Annotated in this window: 22 protein-coding genes; 12 read left to right on the forward strand and 10 right to left on the reverse strand. The window is 35.1% G+C overall.

From position 1 onward, the window contains the following. Window positions 1-44 precede the first annotated feature (44 nt). The 7 genes from BST93_RS12675 (at window position 45) to BST93_RS14225 (ending at window position 9,468) form a co-directional block, all read left to right on the forward strand. Window positions 45-4,943, forward strand: coding sequence for a S8 family serine peptidase (locus tag BST93_RS12675; protein WP_146105031.1), 4,899 nt, complete (start codon window positions 45-47; stop codon window positions 4,941-4,943). A 140-nt stretch (window positions 4,944-5,083) separates the two neighbouring features. Continuing rightward, complete coding sequence (locus BST93_RS12680; RefSeq protein ID WP_105019453.1) at window positions 5,084-5,749, forward strand: flavin reductase family protein; 666 nt, start codon at window positions 5,084-5,086, stop codon at window positions 5,747-5,749. Beyond that, window positions 5,730-5,867, forward strand: a complete 138-nt coding sequence (locus BST93_RS12685) for a DUF2256 domain-containing protein (RefSeq protein ID WP_082586950.1) — start codon at window positions 5,730-5,732, stop codon at window positions 5,865-5,867. The genes BST93_RS12680 and BST93_RS12685 overlap by 20 nt, the downstream gene beginning before the upstream one ends. A gap of 27 nt (window positions 5,868-5,894) precedes the next feature. Beyond that, on the forward strand, window positions 5,895-7,220 hold the full coding sequence (locus tag BST93_RS12690; protein WP_105019454.1) for a DASH family cryptochrome: 1,326 nt from the start codon (window positions 5,895-5,897) through the stop codon (window positions 7,218-7,220). Between the two features lie 247 nt (window positions 7,221-7,467). Beyond that, entirely contained in the window at window positions 7,468-9,012 is a 1,545-nt protein-coding gene (locus BST93_RS12695) for a cryptochrome/photolyase family protein (RefSeq protein WP_105019455.1), read from the forward strand. 112 nt (window positions 9,013-9,124) lie between these two features. Then, the gene (locus BST93_RS12700; protein WP_105019456.1) at window positions 9,125-9,292 is read left to right on the forward strand and encodes a lmo0937 family membrane protein; all 168 of its coding nucleotides are present in this window, start codon (window positions 9,125-9,127) and stop codon (window positions 9,290-9,292) included. Window positions 9,293-9,327: 35 nt separating this feature from the next. Continuing rightward, on the forward strand, window positions 9,328-9,468 hold the full coding sequence (locus tag BST93_RS14225) for a hypothetical protein (RefSeq protein WP_167342367.1): 141 nt from the start codon (window positions 9,328-9,330) through the stop codon (window positions 9,466-9,468). 70 nt (window positions 9,469-9,538) lie between these two features. On the opposite strand, the gene BST93_RS12705 is transcribed toward BST93_RS14225, so the two are convergent. The 6 genes from BST93_RS12705 to BST93_RS12730 all read right to left on the reverse strand — a co-directional run bounded on the left by BST93_RS12705 (window position 9,539) and on the right by BST93_RS12730 (window position 16,476). After that, the gene (locus tag BST93_RS12705) at window positions 9,539-10,105 is read right to left on the reverse strand and encodes a type 1 periplasmic binding fold superfamily protein (protein ID WP_240919405.1); all 567 of its coding nucleotides are present in this window, start codon (window positions 10,103-10,105) and stop codon (window positions 9,539-9,541) included. Between the two features lie 10 nt (window positions 10,106-10,115). Then, window positions 10,116-12,584: a TonB-dependent receptor gene (locus BST93_RS12710; RefSeq protein WP_258150546.1), complete on the reverse strand. Its 2,469-nt coding sequence runs from the start codon at window positions 12,582-12,584 to the stop codon at window positions 10,116-10,118. 36 nt (window positions 12,585-12,620) lie between these two features. Continuing rightward, entirely contained in the window at window positions 12,621-12,911 is a 291-nt protein-coding gene (locus BST93_RS12715) for a hypothetical protein (RefSeq protein WP_105019457.1), read from the reverse strand. An 80-nt stretch (window positions 12,912-12,991) separates the two neighbouring features. Further along, window positions 12,992-13,990: a YncE family protein gene (locus BST93_RS12720; RefSeq protein ID WP_060524232.1), complete on the reverse strand. Its 999-nt coding sequence runs from the start codon at window positions 13,988-13,990 to the stop codon at window positions 12,992-12,994. A gap of 155 nt (window positions 13,991-14,145) precedes the next feature. Further along, the gene (locus tag BST93_RS12725) at window positions 14,146-16,128 is read right to left on the reverse strand and encodes a putative porin (RefSeq protein WP_105019458.1); all 1,983 of its coding nucleotides are present in this window, start codon (window positions 16,126-16,128) and stop codon (window positions 14,146-14,148) included. Between the two features lie 78 nt (window positions 16,129-16,206). Beyond that, a complete protein-coding gene (locus BST93_RS12730) occupies window positions 16,207-16,476 on the reverse strand; it encodes a hypothetical protein (protein ID WP_105019459.1) in 270 nt (89 codons plus the stop codon). 74 nt (window positions 16,477-16,550) lie between these two features. Here BST93_RS12730 and rnhB point away from each other — a divergent pair, with 74 nt between their 5' ends. Together rnhB and BST93_RS12740 are read left to right on the forward strand one after the other, a co-directional pair. Then, window positions 16,551-17,150 carry a ribonuclease HII gene (rnhB, locus tag BST93_RS12735; RefSeq protein WP_105019460.1) on the forward strand — a complete coding sequence of 200 codons (600 nt, stop codon included), beginning with the start codon at window positions 16,551-16,553 and terminating at the stop codon, window positions 17,148-17,150. Between the two features lie 61 nt (window positions 17,151-17,211). Then, window positions 17,212-19,638, forward strand: coding sequence for a hypothetical protein (locus BST93_RS12740; RefSeq protein ID WP_105019461.1), 2,427 nt, complete (start codon window positions 17,212-17,214; stop codon window positions 19,636-19,638). 5 nt (window positions 19,639-19,643) lie between these two features. Here the strand turns inward: BST93_RS12740 and BST93_RS12745 are convergent, their stop codons facing one another. The 3 genes from BST93_RS12745 to BST93_RS12755 form a co-directional block, all read right to left on the reverse strand. Then, entirely contained in the window at window positions 19,644-20,729 is a 1,086-nt protein-coding gene (locus BST93_RS12745; protein ID WP_105019462.1) for a DNA topoisomerase IB, read from the reverse strand. A 104-nt stretch (window positions 20,730-20,833) separates the two neighbouring features. Then, the gene (gene lipB / locus BST93_RS12750) at window positions 20,834-21,535 is read right to left on the reverse strand and encodes a lipoyl(octanoyl) transferase LipB (RefSeq protein ID WP_105019463.1); all 702 of its coding nucleotides are present in this window, start codon (window positions 21,533-21,535) and stop codon (window positions 20,834-20,836) included. A 57-nt stretch (window positions 21,536-21,592) separates the two neighbouring features. Further along, window positions 21,593-21,751 carry a YqaE/Pmp3 family membrane protein gene (locus BST93_RS12755; protein ID WP_082586949.1) on the reverse strand — a complete coding sequence of 53 codons (159 nt, stop codon included), beginning with the start codon at window positions 21,749-21,751 and terminating at the stop codon, window positions 21,593-21,595. A gap of 335 nt (window positions 21,752-22,086) precedes the next feature. Between BST93_RS12755 and lysS the strand changes: the two genes are divergently transcribed. The 3 genes from lysS to BST93_RS12770 all read left to right on the forward strand — a co-directional run bounded on the left by lysS (window position 22,087) and on the right by BST93_RS12770 (window position 24,755). Continuing rightward, window positions 22,087-23,778, forward strand: a complete 1,692-nt coding sequence (gene lysS, locus BST93_RS12760) for a lysine--tRNA ligase (RefSeq protein ID WP_105019464.1) — start codon at window positions 22,087-22,089, stop codon at window positions 23,776-23,778. Window positions 23,779-23,891: 113 nt separating this feature from the next. Continuing rightward, entirely contained in the window at window positions 23,892-24,302 is a 411-nt protein-coding gene (locus BST93_RS12765) for a DUF4890 domain-containing protein (protein ID WP_105019465.1), read from the forward strand. Window positions 24,303-24,377: 75 nt separating this feature from the next. Then, window positions 24,378-24,755: a hypothetical protein gene (locus tag BST93_RS12770; protein WP_042277696.1), complete on the forward strand. Its 378-nt coding sequence runs from the start codon at window positions 24,378-24,380 to the stop codon at window positions 24,753-24,755. A gap of 31 nt (window positions 24,756-24,786) precedes the next feature. Here BST93_RS12770 and BST93_RS12775 read toward each other — a convergent pair whose 3' ends face one another. Continuing rightward, a complete protein-coding gene (locus tag BST93_RS12775; protein ID WP_105019466.1) occupies window positions 24,787-25,623 on the reverse strand; it encodes a sterol desaturase family protein in 837 nt (278 codons plus the stop codon). Between the last annotated feature and the right edge of the window lie 2 nt (window positions 25,624-25,625).

The following is a 25,625-nucleotide window of genomic DNA, read 5'->3' on the forward strand; positions in this document are numbered from 1 at the left end:
TATCGTGTTTCTTGGATATTATTGAATGTCAACTAATAATCCCTATGAAACAAACAATTACTCTATCTATATTGCTCATATTTAGTTTGATGAGCTTCCTTAGTTTTTCCCAAACTCTTAAACAAAAAGAGGTTATTGTTAGGAATTCGAATCAGCAAGCACTAGAACAACTCAAAAAACAAGCTGTTGCTGAAAACGAAAAGCAAAGCGAAGCCGTACAAAATTTCATAAACCAAAATAACCTGAAAGTAAAAAACCAAACTGACGATGGTAGGTTATTCGAGATACAAAGAATCATTAACGGAGTTCCTGTTTATTACACCACTTACAACACCGATGCAGCACGTAGTACAAGAACTAATTTTCTACATGCCAATGGTGGTCTTAACCTCGATCTGGATGGTCAAAATCTAGTAGCACACGTTTGGGATGGTGGAGTGGCAAGGACAACACACGTAGAATACGATGGACCTGGTGGATCAAATCGTTTCTCTGTAGGAGACGCTACAACCTCATTAAACTTTCATGCAGCACATGTTACAGGAACCATAATCGCCTATGGAGCTCAAGCAGATGCAAAAGGAATGGCACCTAGTGCTAGCGCAGTAGGCTACGACTGGAACAATGACTATGTTGAAGCACTAACAGCATCACAACAAGGAATGCTTATATCAAACCATTCCTATGGATATGCAGCTAGAGATCAAAATGGAAACGCACAGTTACCAGATTATCTTTTTGGAGGATACATAGATGTTTCCAGGGATTGGGACGATTTACTTTACAATACACCATACTACTTGATGGTGACAGCAGCCGGTAATGACGGTAATGATAACACAGCAAATAACGCTCCTCTTGATAACAATGGTCAGTATGATAAATTAACAGGATTCAAAACTTCAAAAAATAATTTGGTTGTAGCCAATGCTCGAGACGCAATTGTGAATCCCGATGGTAGTTTATCTAGTGTTTCGATAAACACTAGCTCTAGTGAAGGACCTACAGATGATTTACGCATCAAACCAGACATTACAGGAAATGGTACAGGTGTTTACTCTACTTTTGAATCAAGCGACAATGACTACGATAGTATAAGTGGTACATCCATGGCATCACCTAATGTTGCTGGTTCTCTTTTATTACTTCAAGAACACTATAATGATGTAAATAATACATTCATGCGTGCCGCTACTTTAAAAGGATTGGCATTACACACCGCAGATGACGCAGGCCCTACGGGACCAGATGCAGTATTCGGTTGGGGATTATTAAATGCTAAAAAAGCTGCAGAAGTTATTACCGCAAACGGCGACACATCTATAATTTCAGAGCTTTCATTAAGTTCAGGTCAATCGTATCAAATAGTTGTAAATTCTAACAACTTTGACACGCTACAAGCATCAATATCTTGGACTGATTTACCTGGTACTGCAACAACTAATGTTAACGATAATAGTCCAAAATTGATTAACGATCTTGACATAAGAATTACTCAAAACAACGATACATTCACTCCATGGAGATTAACAGGAGTAACCACAAATGGTAAAGGCGATAATAACAGAGATCCATATGAGCGTGTTGATGTTGATAATCCTTCTGGCAGTTACACCATTACAGTAACGCACAAAGGCTCTCTTGCCACAGGTAGTCAGAATTTCTCATTAATTGTCACTGGACTTGCAAGTAACGCACCTTGCGTAGCAACTACTCCTACTAATGTAACCGCTGTAAACGCTACTCATTCAAGTGCGTTTATAAATTGGGATGCTATTCCTGGTGCTGGCTATGAGGTAAGCTTTCGCGAAAGCGGAACATCAACATGGAATACCGCAAGTACAAACAGAGCAGAATATTTACTTACCGGATTGACACCATCTACCACTTACGAATTAAGAGTAAGAAGTGTATGTAGTAGTTCACAAAGCTCTTACAGTTCTGTCATCACTTTTTCTACAACTGTTGTGACGTACTGTGAATCCTATGGTACAGATCAATCAGATGAGTTTATAAGTCGCGTTCAGTTTAGTTCCATCAATAATTCTACAACTGCTGAAACTGGTGGTTACGGCGATTATACTAATTTAATAGCTAATGTTGATCCTGGTTCTAGTTATCCAATTACTATTACTCCTACTTGGAACGGACCTGCCTACACAGAAGGATATGCTGTCTTCATAGATTTCAACCAAGATGGAGATTTTGATGACCAAGATGAAACTGTGTATACGGAAAGAAACACCACAGGCACTCCTGCTTCAGGAACCATCACAATTCCTTCAAACGCATTATCTGGTAGTACAAGAATGCGCGTTATCATGCAATATGATACCATTTCTACTTCTTGTGAAACCTTTACGTATGGTGAAGTGGAAGATTATACTATTGCAGTTTCAACGCCAGGATGTAGTAATATTTCTAATCTTCAAACAGATGCTATTACATCTGATTCAGTTACCATAAGCTGGTTAGAGAATAATAGTCCTGCAGGTAACCAATGGGAAGTAGTAATCTTAAATTCTGGAGCCGCTGCACCAGCAGTAGGTACTGCCAATGTATTTTCTATCCCACATACTCTTTCTAATCTTACTCAAAACACTTCTTATGATATCTATGTAAGAGCAAATTGTGCAAGTAGTTTTCAAGTTTTAAACGTGACTACTAGTGCCGATTGGTGTGGAGCAAGTCTTGCTGATTCAGGAGGAACTGGTGCAGAATACGGTGATAATGAAAATCAAGTATATACAATCTGTCCAAACGCACCAGGAGAAAAGGTTGTTATCAACTTTTCTGAATTTAACATTGAAAATAATGGATCTGGATGTTATGATGGTTTGACAATTTATGACGGAGATTCTACTTCGGGAACTATAATCGCACCGCCTAATGGAGGAAACGCGTGGTGTTGGGACCGTAATGACACTCCTGCAAATGGTTCTGGAGACTTATTACACAATTCAATTGCCGCAACAACAACCAACGGTTGTATAACCTTGGTGTTCACTTCTGATGGATCGGTAACAAGAGATGGATTTACCTTATCAACCTCTTGCGAATCCGTAGTTTATCTTTGGGATGGAACATCCTGGACAAATGATCCATCGTCCTCAATAAGCAGCAGTAATAACCTTTATATCAATGATGGTAATACTGCTATACTAAATGACGTAGCCGAATTTAATAATCTTTATATGGATGATGAGTCCACACTCATGGTCAATAATAACACAGTAAGTATTAAAGGAAATGCAGATGTAAATGGTGAAATTATTGGTGAGCATTCTATAGAACTCAATGCAAATGTCCAGCAATTTATAACTGGTAACGGATCTATTGACCATTTAAAAGCCAATAATACTAGTGATGTAGAGGTGTTAGGAACTTTAGAAATACTTAAATCATTAGAAGTTCTTAACGGAAACTTGAATACCAATAATAATCTAGTATTTAAGAGCAATGCACAACATACCGCGGTTTTTAATACATTAGGCACAGGAGCTTCAATAACAGGTGAAGTTATGGTAGAACAGTTTATTCCAGCTGGTAATAGAGCTTTCCGATTTATAGGTCCTACTGTAAGTGGTTCAACTGTTTTTGACGGGTGGCAAGAAAGCGGTTCGGCTCTATCAGGGTTTGGTACTCATATAACCGGAACAGCTGGAACAATAGGAACGGTTAATTCAACTACTGGATTAGATGAAACGTCAAGTGGTAACCCTAGTTTATTCAAATGGATAAGTAATTCTCAAACTTGGGATGCTGTTTCAAATACTAAAACAGAACAATTTGTTCCAGGAACCTTTTATCGCATAATGATTAGAGGAGATAGAAATACAGATTTGTCCAACAATACTGCTGCAGTAACAGCAACTACCTTAAGAGCTAGAGGAAATTTACACACAGGTTCTTTAACTAGTAGCCCAACATTAAACACGGGAGAGTTTTTCTCAATGGCAAATCCTTACCAAGCAAAACTTGATTTAAGTACTGTGACGAAATCTGGTGTAGGTAATGACATGTATTACTGGGATCCAACAATTGGACCTAGAGGAACTTACTCTACTATTGATATGACTTCAGGAGTAGGAACTGTAGGAAATACCACCCAAGTACTAGAGCCTGGACAAGCGGTATTTATGACTGCTACTACAACAAATCCGAATGTAACGATCGAAGAAACTAACAAAATATCAGGTTCCTCAAACGCAGGTGTCTTTAGATCTAATTTAAATTCTGAATTTGTGTTTGTAAAGCTTTATCAAACTTCAAGATTACAAGCCAATCAATCAGAAAGTGATGGTTTATATATTGAATTTAACGATCAATATGATGATAATATAAATCTAGACGATGCCGTAAAAGTAAATGGATTAAATGCCAACATAAGCATTGACAAAGGTTCTCAAAAATTAAGTATTGAAAGACGTGTTCTTCCAACATTGGATGAAGTTGTTCCTTTACACATTTCAAACTATTTAGTTACTGATTATACTTTTGAAATATCAGTTGATGACTTAAATGGAAATCAAGTTTACTTAAGAGATACTTATACTTCTCAACTTCATCCATTAAACATGAACAATCGTACATTAATTAATTTTCAAATTTCACCATCAGATAATGCTAGTGTAGACAGCAATAGATTTGAGTTAGTTTTTCAAAATTCAACATTGACACAGGGCGACATTACGAATAGCAACGCACTATCAATATATCCTAATCCATTAAGTTCAGGAATATTAAATGTAGAATTGAACTCTGTAGAGTTTGAAAATGCACAACTTAGTATTTATGACGTATCAGGAAAATTAGTTAAATCTGAGAAAATTGACTCAAACAAAACTCGTGTGCAAGGTTTAGATTCAATAGCAAAAGGTGTTTACTTAATTAAAGTACAGACCTCTAGTCACAATTATTCTACCCAGTTCATAAAAAATTAGAATATCATTTTTTCATATTAAAACCGAACTAGTTGAACTAGTTCGGTTTTTTTATATACCAACTTTGCATTTAAACTTTAAGTTTTTATAAAGTACCCTAAGTAATATTTGTTTTACTTTTGATTGTAATAGTTAAACAAATGAAACACATTTCATCGGAAGATATATCTGAAATGGATCGGTTTTATCGAGGAAACTTGATAACAGGTCTTACCGGATTCAAGCCGGCTCATTTGATTGGCACTCGATCAAAAGAAGGAATTGATAACCTAGCAATATTTAGCAACGTAACCCATTTAGGAAGCAATCCTGCTCTATTTTGCTTTATACTTAGGCCTTTGGGATATGGAGCTGGTCACACTTATGAAAACTTAAAAGCAACGGGTTACCTAACATTAAATCACGTTAATCCCTCACTTATAAAGAAAGCTCATAGCACAAGTGCTAAATTCCCTGTTGACATTTCAGAGTTTCAAGAATTAGATATAGAAAAAATAGAACGAACTGGATTTAAGGCTCCTTTCGTTGCAAATTCAAACATACAAGTTGCTGCTAGTTATGTAAATGATATTCTTATTGATGAAAATCAATGTCGTCTAGTTATATGTAAAATTACTGACGTTTTTCTGAGGGAAGATTACATTCTTGAAGATGGATTTTTGAATCTTGAAGAAGCAGAAAGTACTATAATTAATGGTCTTGACGCCTATGGCAAAGCTTCTCTCACTCATCGGTATACATACGCTCAAATTGAAACTGATGTAAAACCAATCACCTACAATACAAATGAAACAAAAAGCTCGTAATCCACATGGTTTGCCTACTAAAGTTTGTCCTTCTTGTGAACGAGAGTTTACATGGCGTAAGAAGTGGGAAAAGAACTGGGACAACGTAGTGTATTGTAGTAAAAAATGTAGAAAGTAGAAATAAGTAAAGTAAAACAAAACAAGAATGAATTTAATCTGGTATAGAAACGATTTACGTATTCAGGATAATGTAAGTCTGAAAGCAGCTTGTGATAATAAAGGTGATGTAATAGCTGTATACTTTTTTGATCCACGGTATTATCAAGAAAGTGATTTTGGAATGAACTTGCCCTTTAAAGTACCTTTCGGAAAAACAGGAAAATACAGAGCACAATTTATTCGTGAAGCGTTAAACGACCTGCGTAAAGGATTAGAAGAGCATGGAATTCCCTTATTACTATTTCACGACAAACCAGAAAATATCATTCCGCAATTAGTAGAAGAGTATGAAATAACTGATATCTATCTACAAAAAGAATGGACACGTGACGAAGTAGCGCAAGAAGAAGCTCTAGGTAAAGCACTTTCGACCTTGGACCGTAAACCAAAAGGTCATCGCGTTTATGATCAATTTTTATTTCACCCAGAAGACGTTCCTTTTGACAACTGGCAACAAATTCCCAAGGTATTTACCGAATTCCGTAAGAAGTGTGAGAAACAAAGTGAAGTGCGCAATACAGTAGATATTGAAGGTTACAAACAAGAAATGTCCAAAGTAACCTTCACTCCTATTCCGTCCCTTGCTGATTTGGGACTTGAGGAGTTTAAAAAACACCCTAACAGTGCTTTTCCTTTTGAAGGTGGTGAGATTGCAGCATGGGATCGTTTAGACCACTATTTCTGGGATACTGAAAAATTGAAATACTATAAGAAAACAAGAAACGGATTATTAGGAACTGATTATAGTAGTAAATTCAGTCCATGGCTAGCCTTAGGATGCATAAGTGCCAGACAGATATATTGGGAAGTAAAACGGTTTGAAAAAGAAGTAAAGAAAAACCAAGATACTTACTGGTTAGTTTTTGAATTGATTTGGCGTGATTTCTTTAAGTATGTTTCATTAAAACATGAACATAATATTTTCAATCTAGGTGGAATATTACACAGAGATTATGAATGGAAAGCTAGCAAGCGAGAATTAGAAAAATGGATCAATGGTGAAACGCATGAAGACTTCGTAAACGCAAACATGAAAGAACTAGCAGCTACAGGTTTTATGAGCAATCGTGGTAGACAAAATGTAGCCAGTTACTGGAGCATGCATCGTGAACAGGATTGGCGACTAGGTGCTGCTTACTTTGAGCACATTTTAATAGACTATGACGTGCATTCAAACTATGGAAACTGGATGTATAATAGTGGTGTAGGTAATGATCCTAGAAATAGAACTTTTAATATTAAGCTACAAGCCGATCGTTATGACAATGAACATAAATATCGCAAAAAATGGTTGCAGGAAAAGTTATTTTAATTGGAAATGTTGAATTCATTAACAACAACGCTTCTTCTTAGCATATTTTGGAAGAAACCACGCAGTTAAAAATCCTTGACCTATAGTATATACAATTAACAAGATTGTTAAACCGACTTTAGTAAAAAAGCTGAGATAAGCCAGTAATAATAACCAAATAGCCGTTACAAACAAAACAAAATAGTTAGACCTTTTCATACTTAAATCTTTGATAAATAGGTATTCAAATCTTTAAAAACGTTACATCATGCCCAAAAAAACATTACGTCTTATTCTAGGAGATCAACTTAACTACAAGCATTCATGGTATAACGGCGATCAAGATCACATTATTTATCATATGGCAGAAATGCGCCAAGAAACAGATTATGTAAAGCATCACATTCAAAAAGTTGTAGGATTTTTTCAGGCGATGCGCGAGTTTTCATCGTGGTTAGAGGATCGTGGAATGCAGGTAGAATATTTCCGCTTTCGCGAAAGCGAGAACAAGCACAACCTTGTAGACAACCTCAACCATATTATTGATAAACACGGCATTGAAAAATTTGAGTACCTAGCTCCTGACGAATACCGATTGGACCAACAATTGCGAGACTTTTGCAAGTCCTTAGATATAGAATGGGAAGGATATGATACTGAGCATTTTTTCACCAAAAGAAAGGATGTAGAAAAGTTTTTTGAAGGAAAAAAACGAATGACTATGGAATATTTCTATCGTGACATGCGCAAGAAACACGATATCATGATTGTAGGTGACAAGGAACCAGAAGGCGGAAAATGGAACTACGATAAAAGCAATCGAAACAAATGGGATGGTGATACTGAAATTCCGAAGGAAAAAGGATTTCGTAAGGATGTAAGTGAAATTGTAGAAATGCTAAAAGAAGAAGATGTTTTGACTTTTGGACGTATTGATAGTAGTAATTTCAACTGGCCTACTTCGCGAGCTGATGCACTTAAAGTACTCAATTATTTTTGTGATGAGTTACTCGTTCATTTTGGCGATTATCAGGACGCCATGCATACCAATCAGGAGTATTTATACCACAGTAGATTAAGCTTTGCCCTAAATTCTAAGATGCTTCATCCTAAAGAGGTTATAGAAAAAGTAGTTGATAAATGGAGAGAAGACAAACGCAAGATTGACATCTCACAAGTTGAAGGATTTGTGAGACAAATTTTGGGCTGGCGTGAGTTCATGCGTGGAATATATTGGAAGGAAATGCCAAGTTACGCTAGATCAAACAAACTTGACAACCAGAACGATCTACCAGACTTTTACTGGACTGGTGAAACTGATATGAATTGTCTTAAACACAGCATAAATAACTCACTAGACAATGCCTATGCTCATCACATACAACGATTGATGATAACTGGTAATTATGCACTGCTTACACAAACTCATCCCAACCAAGTTTGCGATTGGTATTTAGGAGTTTACATTGATGCTATTGAATGGGTTGAAATAACTAATACTAGAGGAATGTCTCAATGGGCTGATGGTGGGATTGTAGCGACTAAACCTTATGTTTCTAGCGGTAGTTATATCAATAAAATGAGTAACTATTGTAAAGGCTGTAAATACAAAGTAAGTAAGAAAAATGCTGAAGAGGATGCTTGCCCTTTTAATTCGCTATACTGGAATTTTCTAGATGACAAACAAGAGTTTTTCAAAAACAACCAGCGCATGAACATGATGCTGGGAACTCTAAATAAAATGGATAAAGAAAAATTAGAACGACATAAACAACGAGCTCAGGATGTGATGAAAAACCCATCTCAATATTAAATTTGACTTTCTATTGATTTAACATAAATTAATCGTAATTATTAATTTATTTAGAAATCAACATCAAAATCATAAGTACTTTTAGATTAATCAAAAACAAAAACTATATATTATGAGAAGTATTTTATGGTTAGTAGCCGTCATTTGTGTTATCGTTTGGGCATTGGGTATGTTTGGAATTGTACCAGGCATGTCAACTGGCGGATTACTACACGTTCTATTAGTAATTGCAGTAATTGTAATTTTAATTAATATTATAAGCGGTAGAAAACCTTTATAATAGAATCATCAACACTAACTTTTAAAATCATTATTATGTTAAAGAAATTTTTAATTCTAGTAGCTGTTGCAACTTTTACGTTAAGTATTTCAAGTTGTAGAGAAAAATCAACAGGAGAAAAAGTAGAAGATGCAGTAGAAGATGTTGCAGACGATATTGAAGATACTGTAGATTAATTAAATATCACATATTAAAAAAACCCTTGCTAAAACAGCAAGGGTTTTTTCATTCAATAAATCTAATAAACTACTGTACTGTAAGTGGGAATGTTACTTCAATATCACTTTCACCACCAGCTCCAGTTAGAGTACCGTCATTAGGCTTAGTAGGTTCATGACGTAATACGATAGTAAAGTTACCTGAACCAGCAGCTCCAGTAGTAACTGTAGTATCCAATCCTAATGGATTACCACCACCATCTACATCATTTTTAGCAATCGCTACACCAGCAACATCAGTCACGTAGAATACTTCATGCTCATCTGCTTCGTCTCTTACTTCAACAGTAATATCCTCAACATCTGCCGGATCACTGGCATCTAAAAATCTTACCATACCTGAGTAGGTTGCATTTGCCGTAAGGGCACCATTTTGACGAACTACTGGAGCGATAGGACCTTCTTCCCCATCCTCATCAAACGCTTCAAGCACAACAATATCTGTCGCATCATTGTCATTTGTTAGAGTTAATTCAACCGTAGTTATTAATTCCTCTGGATTGATGATATCTGGGTTATCATCGTCGTTGTCACAACTTACAAATAGTACAGCTGTCATCATTAAAGCGGTTGTAGTTCTAAGAACTTTTTTCATAATTAAAAATTTAAAAATTATACAAAATTTGTGCGATGAAATTCCTACCTATTTCATCTGCGTAAAAACGTTGTCGATTGAGATAATCTCTGTACTTGGTAGAAAGTACATTGTTCACTTGAAGTCTAAAACTCAAGTTAGGTTTATTATTTTGTGACTTAATGGAGTAAGCTAGACCTAGGTTCCATAAGTTGTAAGCATCTGGAGATTCTGATATTTCTACAGTTTCAGTAACTGCGTTCCCATTATCTGCGGCATAAGTGATTTCATAATCGTTGTCAGGAAATCTGTTTTGTTTCCATACTTGCTGATTTGCAATTTCTACCTGCAAGCCTTCCGTAAAAACATTCTCAATTTCGATTTTAGTTAATAACTGAGCTGGTGGAATATCGATTAAGGGTTTATCGTTTTTCACATCCTCTCCATACACGTAAGAGAACTGTGCACCTAACGATATCCAGTTCTTAGTAACGTTGATTGTTCTATTATATGGAGTTCGTTTTATCGTTTCTTTCCTTTTTATATGGTAACTAGCACTTATATCAACACCAGCCAGAACAGCATCTAACTGTTCATATTCATAGACTGCAAACGCACCTCGATTCGTAAGCTGTACTCCATTAGGAACTAATTGTATAAAGTCATTAATACGATTGTAATAAGGTGCAAGTTCTACATCCCAGTTATTATAGTTAGCATGAAAACTAGCACTGATCTTATTTGACACTTCTTTATTTAATTCTAAACGACCTATTTCGATAGTTGCTAAAGCGTGATGTAATCCTTCACTAAAAAGCTCTCCTGGATTTGGAGCACGCTGTGAGTGAGACACATTAAAGGTTATATCAAAGTGATCTCTAAATGAGTATTGAACACCACTTGAAAATGCGAATAAATCAAAATCCAATTCTGGTTCAGTATAAACTTGGATAGATTCTCTAAATCGTTCAAACTGTGCAAATCGCACATCATATCCCAAAGATTCCCAACGAGAGGTGATATAAAACTTTTTAGCGTCTATTGAATAATGATCGTATCTAGCACCAGCCTCAATCATTAGTCTATCTGTAAATTGATATTGAGTTCCTACAAAACCACCTACCTTAATGGAATTATAATCGGGAATAAGACGACGCACACCAGTTGTTGCATCTGGTGAATTGGTTTGTAAAACGGCATCCAATCCTAGTTCATGATTCCATTTATCGCTAGCGTCAATATGTAGATATCCTTGAAAATTGTGTGTTTTTAAATCAATATCTAGTGCAGCACGTTCAGAAAGCGCACCTCTACGTACATCAAATTCTTTTCTGTTATTAAGTTGATACTGGTAGTTGAATTCAAACTTTCCTAGATTTCTAAAGCGTTTAAAAGCGTTAAGAGCAACTTGGTGATGTATGACCTCTTGTTTTGGCTCATCAATATCATAAGTAAACTCATTAATGATAGCAGGTTCACCAGAATTTATACTACGCACTAAGTCGGCGGTATTACCAATGTGAGATGCTCTTAAAATACCTAATTCAGTATCGTAAAAATTATATTCAGCACTTAAACCGTATTCAAATTGCTTATACCCAACTGCAAGTCTAGTAGCAGCTGTTTGAGAACCCGTATTAGAAAGAATATAATCTGGGGCTTCAAAATCTCCCAGTCGCTTGAAAGTAATATTTGCCTGTTGATACCAGCCTGACTTTTTATATCGCTGTATACCAGCAGTTATAGCTCCGCCACGACCATTCGATTGACCGGTTAAGATTGCGTTACCCATAAGAGTATCCTTACTTATTACACGAGCTTGGTCTATTATTATAGTTCCTCCTACCGCGTCGCCACCATAACGTAAGGCACTACTACCTTTAATAACTCTTATAGAAGATGCTGTGTTGGGATCAATATTTGGAGCATGTTCTGTTCCCCATTCTTGATCTTGTAACCTCACACCATTATTTACAATGGTAATTCTACTACCATACAATCCGTGCACGATAGGCTTTACGACACCTTGACCTGTTTTAAGTGATGACACTCCAGGCACAGTTTCTAGCGCATCTCCTAGGGTTGCACCGCTATACTTTTGAATTAATTCCTTATCAATACGAGTTGCATTTTGAGTAGTTGCATGATCATCATGAACATCGGCAACAACCTGTACCTCATCAAGTTCATTGATATGATGTTCGAGAGTAATATTTAAGATTTTATCTTGATTTACAATGACCTCAATTGATTTTTTATCACAATCAATATGAGTAATAATAAGATGGTAAACTCCTGTACACAAGTCATTTACTTGATACTCACCAGCTGAGTTTGACGTATAAGTACGCTCTTGCTCCTCTACATATACTTGGGCTAGTTCTAGTGGTTTATTATTATGAAAATCGGTAATCTTACCTTTAAGGGTGTTCTTGCAATCTTGTGCTGTACACATTGCAACAGTAGCCATAAATATGACTACTAATAAATATTTAAACATAGTAAGGGATTGTAATAACTAATTCAAAAAACGGAATTAGGCTAGTACTGGCGGCGGTCTTGTAAAGAGAATGTTTGATGTTGAGTTCGCTTTCGCGGAAGCGTAATAAACAACAACACCATCAACAGGGATGTGATTTTGAATAGATGGAGTCCATGTCCCTAATTGTGGGAAATCATATTGAAGTTCCTGAAACTCGTGAGATATAACACATACCTCGCAATCTGTTTCATGATCATCATCATGTGACCAGCTATGCAAGTTCATCAATTGCATGCTAGTAAACAGGGCGATTAGTAATATGGATATGTATTGGTTATATCTCATGATCGCCAAATATAGAGCAAAAAAAAATTGTTGCGCTCGAACAAGCGCAACAATTAATATTTCTTTATAGAATTTGAGAATTAGTCGTTCCCGTAGAAATCTAATGAGCTACAACCAGCAAGCATGTTGTTAATAGCTGGATTAGCATTTCCAGATTGTGCTACGTCAAATGCAAGTACTCGTCCACCACCATTAGCAATCTCTGCAATAAAAATGGTATTTGATTCGGTATCGTAATCAACATCAATTGGATTACCTAAAAACGTATTTGAACCTGCAACTCTTGTTTGAGATGATAGTGCCAAAGTCCCACCATTTGCAACTCCTGCTATTTGAGAAAGCGCATTATCAATAACGTGATATGCACCATCTGTATCACTAGAAGCCAGGCCAACATCTGTCATAATTAATAAGTCATCTTGTGCATCATAGGCAATACCGTGTGTTCTTACGATTCCTTCAATTGTAATTTGTTTGGTTGCAGCTAGTGAACCATCAGTTGTATTTGATAGGAAATTGGTAAAAATTGCTAGATCTGAGGTATTATCAACTACCGCATATAAATCTGATCCTACAAACTCAACGCCCCATAAATCAAAAGCTATATCAAACGTATTACGCAATTGCAAACCGCTTGATGTTCTAGTATAAACGAATAATTGATTAGTACCATTATCTGCTACTACTACATTGTCACCATTAATAGCTAGTGCTCTAGGACTGTTAAATGCAGCCGTCGCGGTAATACCTGTTGCTGCTGCAACAGCTCCTGATTCAATAGTAGCCTCTACATCTGTAAAAACACTTAAGTTAAGAGCACTACGTGATGCAACAAATAACTCGTCTGTATCACCATCGTACTCAATACCTTCGTTAGAGGTACTTAATGTCGTAAGAGTTGTAGTTTCAACCTGATCATCATCAGAAAAGTCATAGACTGTGATGTCACCACTTGCTGTACTGGTTACATAGAGTTCTGCTCGGTCAAAACGTCCTTCTACAACATCATCATCGTCAGAACAGTTAAATAAGGTTAGTGTACTTAACAGCAAACCGCTGTATAAAAAATACTTTTTCATTGTAATTGTTTTTGAATTCATACATATTTACGAAGAATCTTACACCTCGGTTTTAATGAATTCATAAGAGAGTTTGTAAATGTTAAAGAAAAACAGCTGATTTCACTCAAAATCAACCACTTGAAACATAATTATTTAACGTTTTTAATACAATTTTATAAAAAGAAATTCCACACTATACCGAATCTAAAAGTGAAATCACGATAAGGATGTAATGGAGCACTGAAGTAATCCTGCTTACCAAAGAGTGCATTGATATGTTCTGCCTTAAAGAATATTCTTGTTTGTCTAATCTTACCATTTAAGAAAACATCAATCATAGGAAAATCACCAAACTCTTGATTGTTTTGCGTATAGAATTCCCCTAATACAGGATCGTATCCATCCATATTGTAGGAAGTAAAAAATTTTAATGTAAAACCGGTTTGTAGTTGTAAAGCTCTTTTAAAAAACCTATTCTCATAGTAAAAGGTATTTCGAGTAACTACTTCTGGTAAGTTTAATACTTCTTGATTTTGGTCAACAGACTGAAGCATGACGGTATGATCCATACCAAAATGGGTCAAGAACTTAAATCCTTTGTGCAACTTCAATTTTAAATACGTAATTTCAGAATCAAATTGTTGAGGAACTGCATTATAACCTACCGTATTCAAATCAGAGTCCAATAACTGATTTTCGGTGAAATAAACATAATCCTGAATTCTAGTAATGCTTAACTGTGCATCTAGAAGTTTATCCGATTTTAAATCAATAGAAAATTGTTGCTTCTCGATATTGTCAAAAGCATTTTGCCAATTATAATTTTCATAATCACTTTGGAATAAAAGCGCATTAAAATTAGGAGATTGCGAGCTCAAATCTAAAGAAGCACTAAGCTTAAACAACTTAAAATCATAACTAGCCGATGCATTTAAAAATTGACCTGTCAAATCACCAAATAGTATTACACCACCATCACCTTGAATATCAAATCCTTTATAATTCTTACTAAACGTTCCTGATAATTGGTATGTTTCACCCTTGAGTCTATTGGTAATTGAAGAAGTCCCAAAATCAAGAACACGATTATAACCATAATTATATGCCTGCCTGGTGAATCCTGCTTTAAAATGACCTAACAAATGATGATCATAGAGTAAACCTACTTCAATATCTCCTTGTTCAAAATCTGTTTTATCATTAATTGCATTCCCAAAGGCATTTCCTAGAAATTCTTCATCTGGTGAAGACTGCTCAAACCTGTACAATTTATCTTCATAAAACATTTCATTATACAATCTTGCGCTGTAGAAACTGGTTGAATCCTTTTTACCTAGAAACTCATATTCATGATTGATATAAAATCGACGACCGTTCAATGTACCTTCAGCATTTTCTAGATTAGGGTCTAATCGTCCTCTATCATCAAAATCCTCATCGTTATCAACAAATCCTTGAACGGCAATAGCCACAATACCACCATTCTCTTGATTAGATAAATCTTGAAAGGTTGTATGTGCTATAGCTTTATACTTCTTATTTTTTGAAACATAATTTGCCGTGAATTTAAATATCCCTGTGCTAGTAAGTGTGCGAGCATAGTCTCCTGCGCTGCGCACTCCTTTATAACCGATAGAGAAATTAAATTGAGGAGAAATATTACTTGTAAAGGTAGCGTCTAACTGCTGCCCTTGATTTACTGCTGTTTTAAAGTATAAATCGGTTAAAGGAGTAGGCATTCTATAATACTGCATATCCTGTACTTCTAAATATCCTGTATGCCTAGCTCGCGCACCCATTGATGGAGTGAGTGTATTTAATGAATAAGACTTTCCTAATTCATTATAAGGTTGACCTACATTGTGAAAAGGTTGTAATTCAAAATTATCCTTGCGCAAATAATTGAATTTGTAATCTTTGTAAATGTGTAAAGTGGTATCTACGTGAGTCGTATCACGTTGTGCAGATATGATTAGGTAATCTGTAATCGGTGGCTTATCTCCCTTAACTTGAACGCCAGGTTGATCTGTATTTTGATCTCCATTCAAAGATGTAAATCTATCAGAAGTTCGAACTTCTCCAGCTGATATCAACTCCTTTTCTTGTGCTATAGAAAGTACAGGAAAAGCCAACAATAGAAATAAAAGAAATCTCATTTTTTTAATCACGGCTCAAAAGTAAGATAACGATAGCAATTAGAAGTTATTGAGTTCCTATTAATCTATAGGTATAGATTAATTAAAAATACCAACAGCAAGCTCTATCCAAAGTAAGAAAAAAGCAATGAGAGCTAGTACAATTAGGCCGTACCTCCATTTTGAAGAAGTGTAAGAAAACCAAATATAATGCAACAGAACGCTTGTTGTAAACAGCATCACACCCATAACTAAGAAATCTAGCAAATCCCAATTCACCTCTTTACTAAACACCATACCGATAATTGGTAGGATAAGAACTAATCCTGTTATAGTTAAACTACGTTTTAAAATTCGAATAGTTTTCATGTTTTCCTTCTTTGCACATTCAAATTAAGTAATGTGTTTTTATAAAGGTAATTGATATTAATTACATTCGCAGTATGCTTTTATTACAAGTAAAACCCAATCTTATTGAGGCAGGAACTGATGAAGCTGGACGTGGCTGTCTTGCCGGACCCGTCACTGCTGCTGCTGTTATTTTACCACCAGACTTTAAATGTCCTGAATTGAATGATAGTAAAAAGCTTTCGCGAAAGCGTAGGTATGAACTTAGACCTATTATAGAAAAAGAAGCAATATCATTTCATGTATCGCATGTAATGATGGAGAAAATCGATGAGATTAATATATTGAATGCAAGTATTCTGGCAATGCATCAATCAATAAAGGGTCTTGAAAGTAAACCTGATCATATAGCCGTTGATGGCAATCGTTTTAAACCATGCAACGAAATACCTTACACAACAGTGATTAAAGGTGATGGAAAATACCTCAACATCGCAGCTGCTTCCATACTCGCCAAAACATATAGAGATGATTTTATGGAAAAAATATCTAGGGAATTCCCTAATTATGATTGGCATAAAAATCAGGGCTATCCCACAGTTGCACATCGCCACGCTATTAAACAATATGGTAGTACAAAATACCATAGAAAAAGCTTTAAACTTTTACCAGATCAATTAAGTCTGGATTTATAATAGTTTTGTTTGAACTGTGTGTTATTTCATATAACTTTTACCTTTGTATAAAACTAGGTCTATGAAAAACTTTTTGAGAATCTTTGTTTTGGTTCTGCTTATTACTAGCTGTGAAAAAGACTCCCAAATAGATTTAAATCTCCTCCATCGTATACCACATGATTCTAAGATCATTATTGACGCAAATAACATGGAGGATGTATTTAGTTTTATAGAAAATAACGCTCTATATAACCAAATAAAAAATCTAGATAGACTACAAGAAATTAAAAATGCAGGTAGCTTTTTAGAATTATATCAAGAAAGTGATAACAATCTAATCACAGTAAGCATTGAAGGTAAAAATGAAGTGGTCATTTCTTTAATTTCTTCGGACCTACCAAAATATAGGGATACTACATCAACCTTTAATTACAATGAAACAAAATACTATCAATCAAAAACAGATAGTACTGATTTTTATTTTCTTAATCATAAAGGATTGCATCTCGCTAGTAGTTCAAAACTTATAATTGAAAGTCAAATAAGACGAGAACTTGCTGATTATGTGTTTAATGACGAGTTCAAATCTTTATATGAAAAAACTAGTGGTAATTCGGTATCCTTATATGTAAAAGCCAGTGATAGAAATTGGCTTAAAGAATTTATCTATGGTCGCAATATAAATGATAAGGGAAACTATGCTCATTGGTATCAAGTAGAACCAGAAAACAACGATCTTGCAATACAATTCTCTGGTATTCTCACGTATTCAGACAGTACATCAATGCGCCATGCACTTTATGATGGCCTGACTGCTAGAACTAACCACATAGCTGAAATATTACCTCTTAATTTCACCAATGTAGAAACTACTACTTATAAGAATCATCAAGAAATCATATCCAATTTGTCCAGGCAAAAATCAATTAATCACGAGGTTACCGCTACTGTAAAAAATATTTTAGACAACTGTTATGAGTTAAGTAAAATAAGCTGGGATAAGGAGCACGTTGTAGCTTTTGGACTAGAACCTTACGAAACTTTCTTTCTCAACCTGGATAGTTTATCCACAGCCAAGTTTGAATATCGTAACACAACCATTTATGAATTAAGAGAACCTATCAATACGAGTAGCTTATCTCCTATTTTACCTCAAAAAAACTATTCATATATTACTGTTTTAGGATCTCACTTTATATTGTCTGAAAAAGCAACTACACCCGAGCAAATCATTGCTGCAATTACCAACAAAAGTACTTTGGCCGATCAAATTTGGTGGCAAGATCTAAACAGTTCGATAAATAGCTCAAGTAGCTACACTTCAATTAGTAGTATAGAATTTTATAAGCAAAACTCTACGGTAAGTAAAAACGACAGCAAGATTTTAAAGCAACTGTCAAGTAAAACTTATCCATTTATTATATCTCAATACGTACATGAAAACGAATACGCTCATTATAATTTCCACATTCCAGTAGTAAACGATGAGTTAAACAGTGGTAGCGTTCAACAGAGTATGACTTATAAATCAGGCTCGAGTATTATTGCAGGACCATTCCTATTCCCCAATCATTTAACTAAAGGATATGATGTTGCCTTTCAAGACGCCGAATTAAAACTTCACTTAGTATCAGACAAGGGTAAACGACACTGGTCTAAACAGTTGAAAGGAAAAATATTAGGCGAGATACAAGTTGTTGACGGCTATAAAAATGGTCGCAAACAGTTAGTTTTCACAACTGAAAAAGCAATTTACTATCTAGATCGCAATGGCAAGGACGTAAATAAATATCCATTAGAATTTAAAAACGGTATAGATCAACCGGTAAGTGTTTTTGATTATGACAACAGCCGTAATTACCGATTTGTTGTAACTCAGGGTTCAAGATTATTCATGTATGATATAAATGGTAATGCTGTTAAAGGCTTTAATTATCAACCTGATGGAGAAATTCTAACATCACCACAACATATTAGGGTAAACAACAAAGATTTTATCGCGTTTGCTAAAGCAGAAAATAAAATAGCCCTAATTAATCGTACTGGAAAAACCAGAACTAAGGTTACAGTTCCTATTGCGTTGAAAGGTAAACTCAAACAGTTTAAAAATAAATTGGTTGGACTAGATCAAGACGGTAAATTCTTCTCAATTAATCCTCTTAATGGAGAAGTAGCATTTGAAAATTTCAATAAGTATGGTAACTCTTTTGATAGCTCAAAGTCCCAAAGAGTGAGTTACAACGATAATAATCTGTTTATCAATAAGAATAAAGTTGAAATACCTTATGGTAGCTATGAGCACATTTCGGTTTATGAGAACAAGAACAAAAGCTTCATATCACTAGTTGATAACGCAGAAAATAAGGTTTACATATTCTCCCAAAAAGGTGATTTACTTAATGGATTTCCTGTTTACGGTAATACTACGGCGTCTGTAAAAACTGCTGGTAAATGGCATTCCCTAGTCACTTTAGATGGTGATGATGTCCTACTATATAAGTGGTAACGCTCTTAAATTGATGGCTTAAATTCAATTTCAAAATCATCTATAAGCTGTTGAATTCTAGTTTCAATAGCAGTAAAATAGGTACGATCTTTTAATTCTTTAATTTCTTTCCTCTCATCTACAAAACCAGATTGTTTATAAACATCAGCGATATGAGGATGAACATAATATTCTCTACATACACTACGCGTGTTACCTAAAGCTTCGGCAGCAGCATCATAGGCTTGCAGTAGATTAGCTTCTCTATCTTTTTCAGTATTCAAATCAGGTGATTGTAGTAAAAAAGTATAGAATTCTCTAGTCGCGCCCCATGTTCTAAAATCCTTTGCCGAGAAAATATCTCCTGCGATGGTATGCAGATAATCGTTGACGTCATGACTTTCAATAGATTGATGGTTCCCGTCATCATCGTAATACTGAAAAAGTTCCCAACCAGGAATTTCCTCACATTGCTGTATCGCTTTTACCAGCTGTGCATCATCAATTTCAACATGTTGATCAATTTGATGTTTTCCTTTAAAATCAAAGATAATTTTTGATCCTGTATCAGTTAAGTGACGCATGCGCATTGTAGACAATCCATATGTCCCATTGCGCTTAGCATATCCTGAACTGCCTATGCGCACATAAGTTTCATCCATTATTTTTATAACTAGCGCAAGACATTTTTCTCTCGTCATTCCTGCCAATTGAAGACTGTTTACTAGTTGCTTTCTAATTTTTGGTAACGCTTTCGCGAAAGCGGACATTTTAAAAAACTTAGTTTGATTACGAACTAAATTCCAGAGGTCATGATAGAGATATACTTTACGGTTTTTAGCATCGCGTCCAACAACTTGCAAGTGCCCATTATCGATAGCGCTTATTCGCACTTGTTGCCAAGCTGGCGGTATCACTAACGATTTAATCCTTTTAAGTTGAGCCTTATCGGTTAATCTAGATTCATTATCAATTAGGTAAGTATATCCACGACCGTATTTTTTCCTATGAATATTTAAATGTTGGTCTGTTACATAAACCAAATCTGCCAGCTGTGCAGCATATTCAGGCTCTTCAATACAAGCACGTATATCTTCAATTGATAGGGTCATACCTATAAAAGTAGTCTAGTACATCATTGAGACTACTTAAGGATATTGTAATTCATGTGTAAAGAATGTTAATTCAATTTACATGATCGGCAAGAAGACGAGAATTACTTTTCTACAAGATCTGCTTCAAAAAGCTCAACAAAATAGGTTTTAATTTTTTGCTTGATCTCCTCTTGATCTACAGGTCTTTTTAGCTCTGCTGCTAGAGATGTTACTGCTTTATCTTCTATTCCACAAGGAATAATATGGTCAAAATAACCTAGATCTGTATTTACATTAAAAGCAAAACCATGCATGGTAACCCAACGACTAGCACGTACTCCTAGAGCACAAATTTTACGTGCAAATGGTGTTCCTACATCCAGCCATACGCCAGTTTCACCATTGCTACGTTCACCTTTAAGGCCGTAATCGGCCAAAATTTTAATGAAGATTTCTTCTAGTAAACGTAAATATTCATGAATGTCAGTAAAGAAATTTTCTAGGTCAAGAATTGGGTAACCTGTAATCTGTCCAGGACCATGATAGGTGATGTCTCCGCCACGATTAATTTTATAAAAATCGGCATTGATTTGTTTAAGGACGGCTTCATTGGCAAGAAGATTATCCAGATCACCACTTTTACCCAGCGTGTAAACGTGATTATGTTCTACAAATAATAGGTGATTAGGTGTAGGATTCTTGGAATCTTCTTTCCTATTTTCAATTTTAATATCAAGAATTTCTTTAAAGAGTTGTTCTTGATAAACCCAGGTCTGTTTATAGTCACCGACCCCTAAATCCTGAAAGAAGACCTTTTTATTCATTTTGCAAAGGTAATATTAACTTTGGTTAAACTTATACTAAATCGCTAAATATTTATATTATCTGTCAGGGTTATTTAGTATGATCAATGCAGCAATAACACCAGGAACCCATCCTAACAAGGTTAATATCAATACAATCAAAATAGAACCACAGCCTTTACCAATTACTGCAAGTGGAGGAAAAATAATGGCCAAAATTACTCGCCAAACGCTCATATATTATAATTTAAAGGTGATGTGATTGCAGTAATATGACTGTATAAAATGACAAATGTTACATTTTTTTCTTCAGCATATTTAATCTAGATGAATTCACAACGATCAGTTTTTAGTAGTGACTTAAACACATTTAAATACACTTAGGTTAACTACTTTATAATCAGTTTTTTTGAGCTGAAAAGAACTCGTTAAAAAGCACATGTTTTTTATTTAGCAACAGACTATTAGACAATCAAAGTACTCTTAATAATGTTCTTTTCATTTTTCACATTCTTATTAAAGTTACTTTTCTGTTTTAATTTACCTTTGCAGGCTTATAAAAACACCTATTTATGCAACTTTCTGAACAAGAAATCGTACGCCGTGAAAAATTGGCAAAACTGCGTGAGATGGGAATAGATCCTTATCCAGCAGCGCTTTATCCCGTAGACCATTCTACTAAACAAATTAAAGCCGATTTTAAAGAAGGTAAAAAGGTAAACATCGCTGGTAGATTAACCTCTAGACGTATACAAGGTAAGGCTAGTTTTGCCGAAGTTCAAGACTCAGAAGGTCGTATACAAGTTTACTTTAATCGTGATGAAATTTGTACCGGTGATGACAAAACGCTTTATAATGAAGTCTATAAAAAATTATTAGATATAGGTGACATTATAGGAATAGAAGGTGAGCTTTTTAAAACACAGGTAGGTGAAATGACTGTAAAAGTCACTAATTTCACATTGCTTACGAAAACCTTGCGTCCACTACCCTTTGCAAAAACGGATGCTGATGGAAAGGTTTATGACAAATTTGATGATGCAGAACAACGTTATCGTCAACGATATGTGGATTTAGTAGTTAATCCAGATGTTAAAAATGTTTTTGTCAAAAGAACAAAACTTTTTAATGCCATGCGTGAATTTTTCAATTCGCGTGAATATTTTGAAGTAGAGACTCCAATTTTACAACCTATTCCTGGTGGTGCGGCTGCAAAGCCTTTTATCACACATCACAACTCTCTTGACATTCCTCTTTATATGCGTATTGCAAATGAGCTGTATCTTAAGAGATTGATTGTAGGAGGATTTGACGGTGTATATGAATTCAGTAAAAACTTCAGGAATGAAGGGATGGATCGCACACACAATCCAGAATTTACAGCCATGGAAATTTATGTGGCTTACAAAGATTATAACTGGATGATGGATTTTACCGAGCAATTATTAGAACATTGCGCGGTTGCAGTAAATGGTACTACTCAAAGTACATTTGGCGATCATACCATTGAATGGAAAGCTCCATACCCTAGAGTCACCATGACTGATGCTATCAAACAGTTCACCGGTTTTGATATTACCGGTAAGAGCGAGGAAGAGTTGTACGCTTTCGCGAAAGCGGAAGGAATAGAAGTAGATAACACAATGGGTAAAGGAAAGCTCATCGACGAAATATTTGGTGAAAAATGTGAAGGAAACTTTATTCAACCTACCTTCATTACTGATTATCCTAAAGAAATGTCACCATTAACCAAGGAACACCGTGATCATCCAGAACTTACGGAACGTTTTGAATTGATGGTTTGTGGTAAAGAAATAGCCAATGCTTATAGTGAGCTTAACGATCCTATAGATCAACGCGAGCGATTTGAAGCTCAACTGGCTCTAGCCGATCGTGGTGATGACGAGGCGATGTTTATAGACCAAGACTTTTTAAGAGCTCTAGAATACGGTATGCCACCTACGTCTGGATTAGGAATAGGAATGGATCGACTAATTATGTTTTTAACCAACAACCCATCCATTCAAGAAGTTTTATTTTTCCCACAGATGAGACCGGAGAAAAAATTAAACGTCGACCTCAATGATGATGAAAAAATGGTATATGAACTATTAAAAAAATCAGGCAAAGTAGAGTTGAATGCGCTTAAATCTGACAGTGGATTATCTAATAAGAAATGGGATAAAACAGTAAAAGGATTGACTGGTAAAAAGGTAGCCAAAGTTGAGAAAACAGATGATGGACTTTTTATCGATTTAGTGTAGCCTGAACTGGTACGATTTTAAAATTATAAAAACCGCTAGTAAATACTAGCGGTTTTTCTTTGATTAAACTTTTCAACTATAAGCCAGTCATAAGGACAAATAAAATTTTAAATATGAAAAACATCATTCTAATCGCTACATTTTTTGTGACAGCGATATCCGTAGCACAACGCCCATTTCCAAAAAAAGGAAATGATTTTACACCACAACAACGCGCAGAACTTAAAGTTAAAAAAATGGCTGTAGCACTAGATTTGTCGGACAAGCAAATCAATAGTATTGAACCATTAATCGCAAATCAAGAATTGGAACGTCAAAGCTTGAGAGAGAATCGCGAGGAAATGAAAAATTTGAGTAATGACGAAAAGTTCAATCGTTTAAACACCAGATTGGATAAAAAACTTGATTTTAAAAGAAAAATGAAATCAATTCTAACAGCCGATCAATACGAAAAGTGGCAGAAAATGCATAAAAGAAAGAGAACTGAAGGCAGAAAGAAACATAAACGTAGAAGAAATGAGTAATTAAACTAAGTTTTAATTATTGATAAGGCTAGTTTATATTATTTGTTTATTTTTAAACTCAACAAATACCATCAAATGAAAAAGATCATATTCTTATTAGCCATTGTGTGTTCAGTAAGTGCATATTCACAACAAACTATTACGGCAGAACAACAGGAAGTTTCTGCGCAAACTCATATCAGAGTTAAAGAATTCAATAAGAAAATAGAAACTAAAGTTCAATTGATTGTTGATGCTGTTAAATTGGATGAGAAAAAGGTAAGCGAGCTACGAGAAATAGTTAGAGATCGCGAATCAATGGTTATTCGTATAGAAAGAGAAGCGCAAAGAGGAGAAACGAATGACTTGCAAGGAACTTTAAATGATGTACAAAGTAATTATGAAAAACGCCTTAAAGAAGTACTAGGTACAGAAAAGTACAACTTATTAAAAAGCAAACAATCTCCTAAATAATAATATAGATTGGTCGATTAAAAGAAGGTTCTCAATTTTGAGAGCCTTCTTTGTTTTTATACTGGATGGTTTTGTTAAAAGGCAAACCTAACTGATACTTCAAATCGTTTGAGCGCTTACTATCGACAATGTCCAATCCGTAGTTGATATTTTGGCTATCACCATAGTAATAGGTTCCAAATATGTGATCCCAAATACTCAGAATATTTCCAAAATTTGTATCTGTTATAGGCATACTATCATGATGGTGGAATTTATGCATAACAGGTGTTACTATTAGGTAGCTTAATGTTTTATCCAGTTTTTTAGGCAAACTAATATTTGCATGACTCCAATAAGTGAAAAATACTGTAATGATCCTATATATAAGATAAAAACCTATAGGCATACCTGTAATCACTACTGCTATCAAAGCCGCAAATTCCCTTAACATAAAGTCCAAAGGGTGATGTCTAGTCCCACTAGTAACATCTAAAAAAGTATCACTGTGGTGTACCGTGTGAAGCCTCCATAAAACACTACTTTTATGTAGTAAAAAATGAATGCCATATTGAGCAACAAGATCTAGTACTAATAAACTTATGCCTAGTTCTAACCATATAGGCAAACTCACATAATTTAATACACCTAAACTATTTTGCTCTAGAAAAATAAAAACACCAGCAGTCAGTAAACCAAATGCTACATTAATAATCATAGTAAATGAAAGCAAGGCAAGATTTGTTTGAGCATGCTTCCATTTATCGTAAGGTGATTTTAAAAAACTATAGTATCCTTCAAGAATCCAGAAAAGGGTAATCAAACCTATCAGCCACACCAATTTATAGTAGATGGGCAATGTTTCAAAGAATTTTAAAAATGCTTCCATCT

It is taken from the genome of Nonlabens tegetincola (assembly GCF_002954355.1).
Lineage (GTDB): Bacteria > Bacteroidota > Bacteroidia > Flavobacteriales > Flavobacteriaceae > Nonlabens > Nonlabens tegetincola.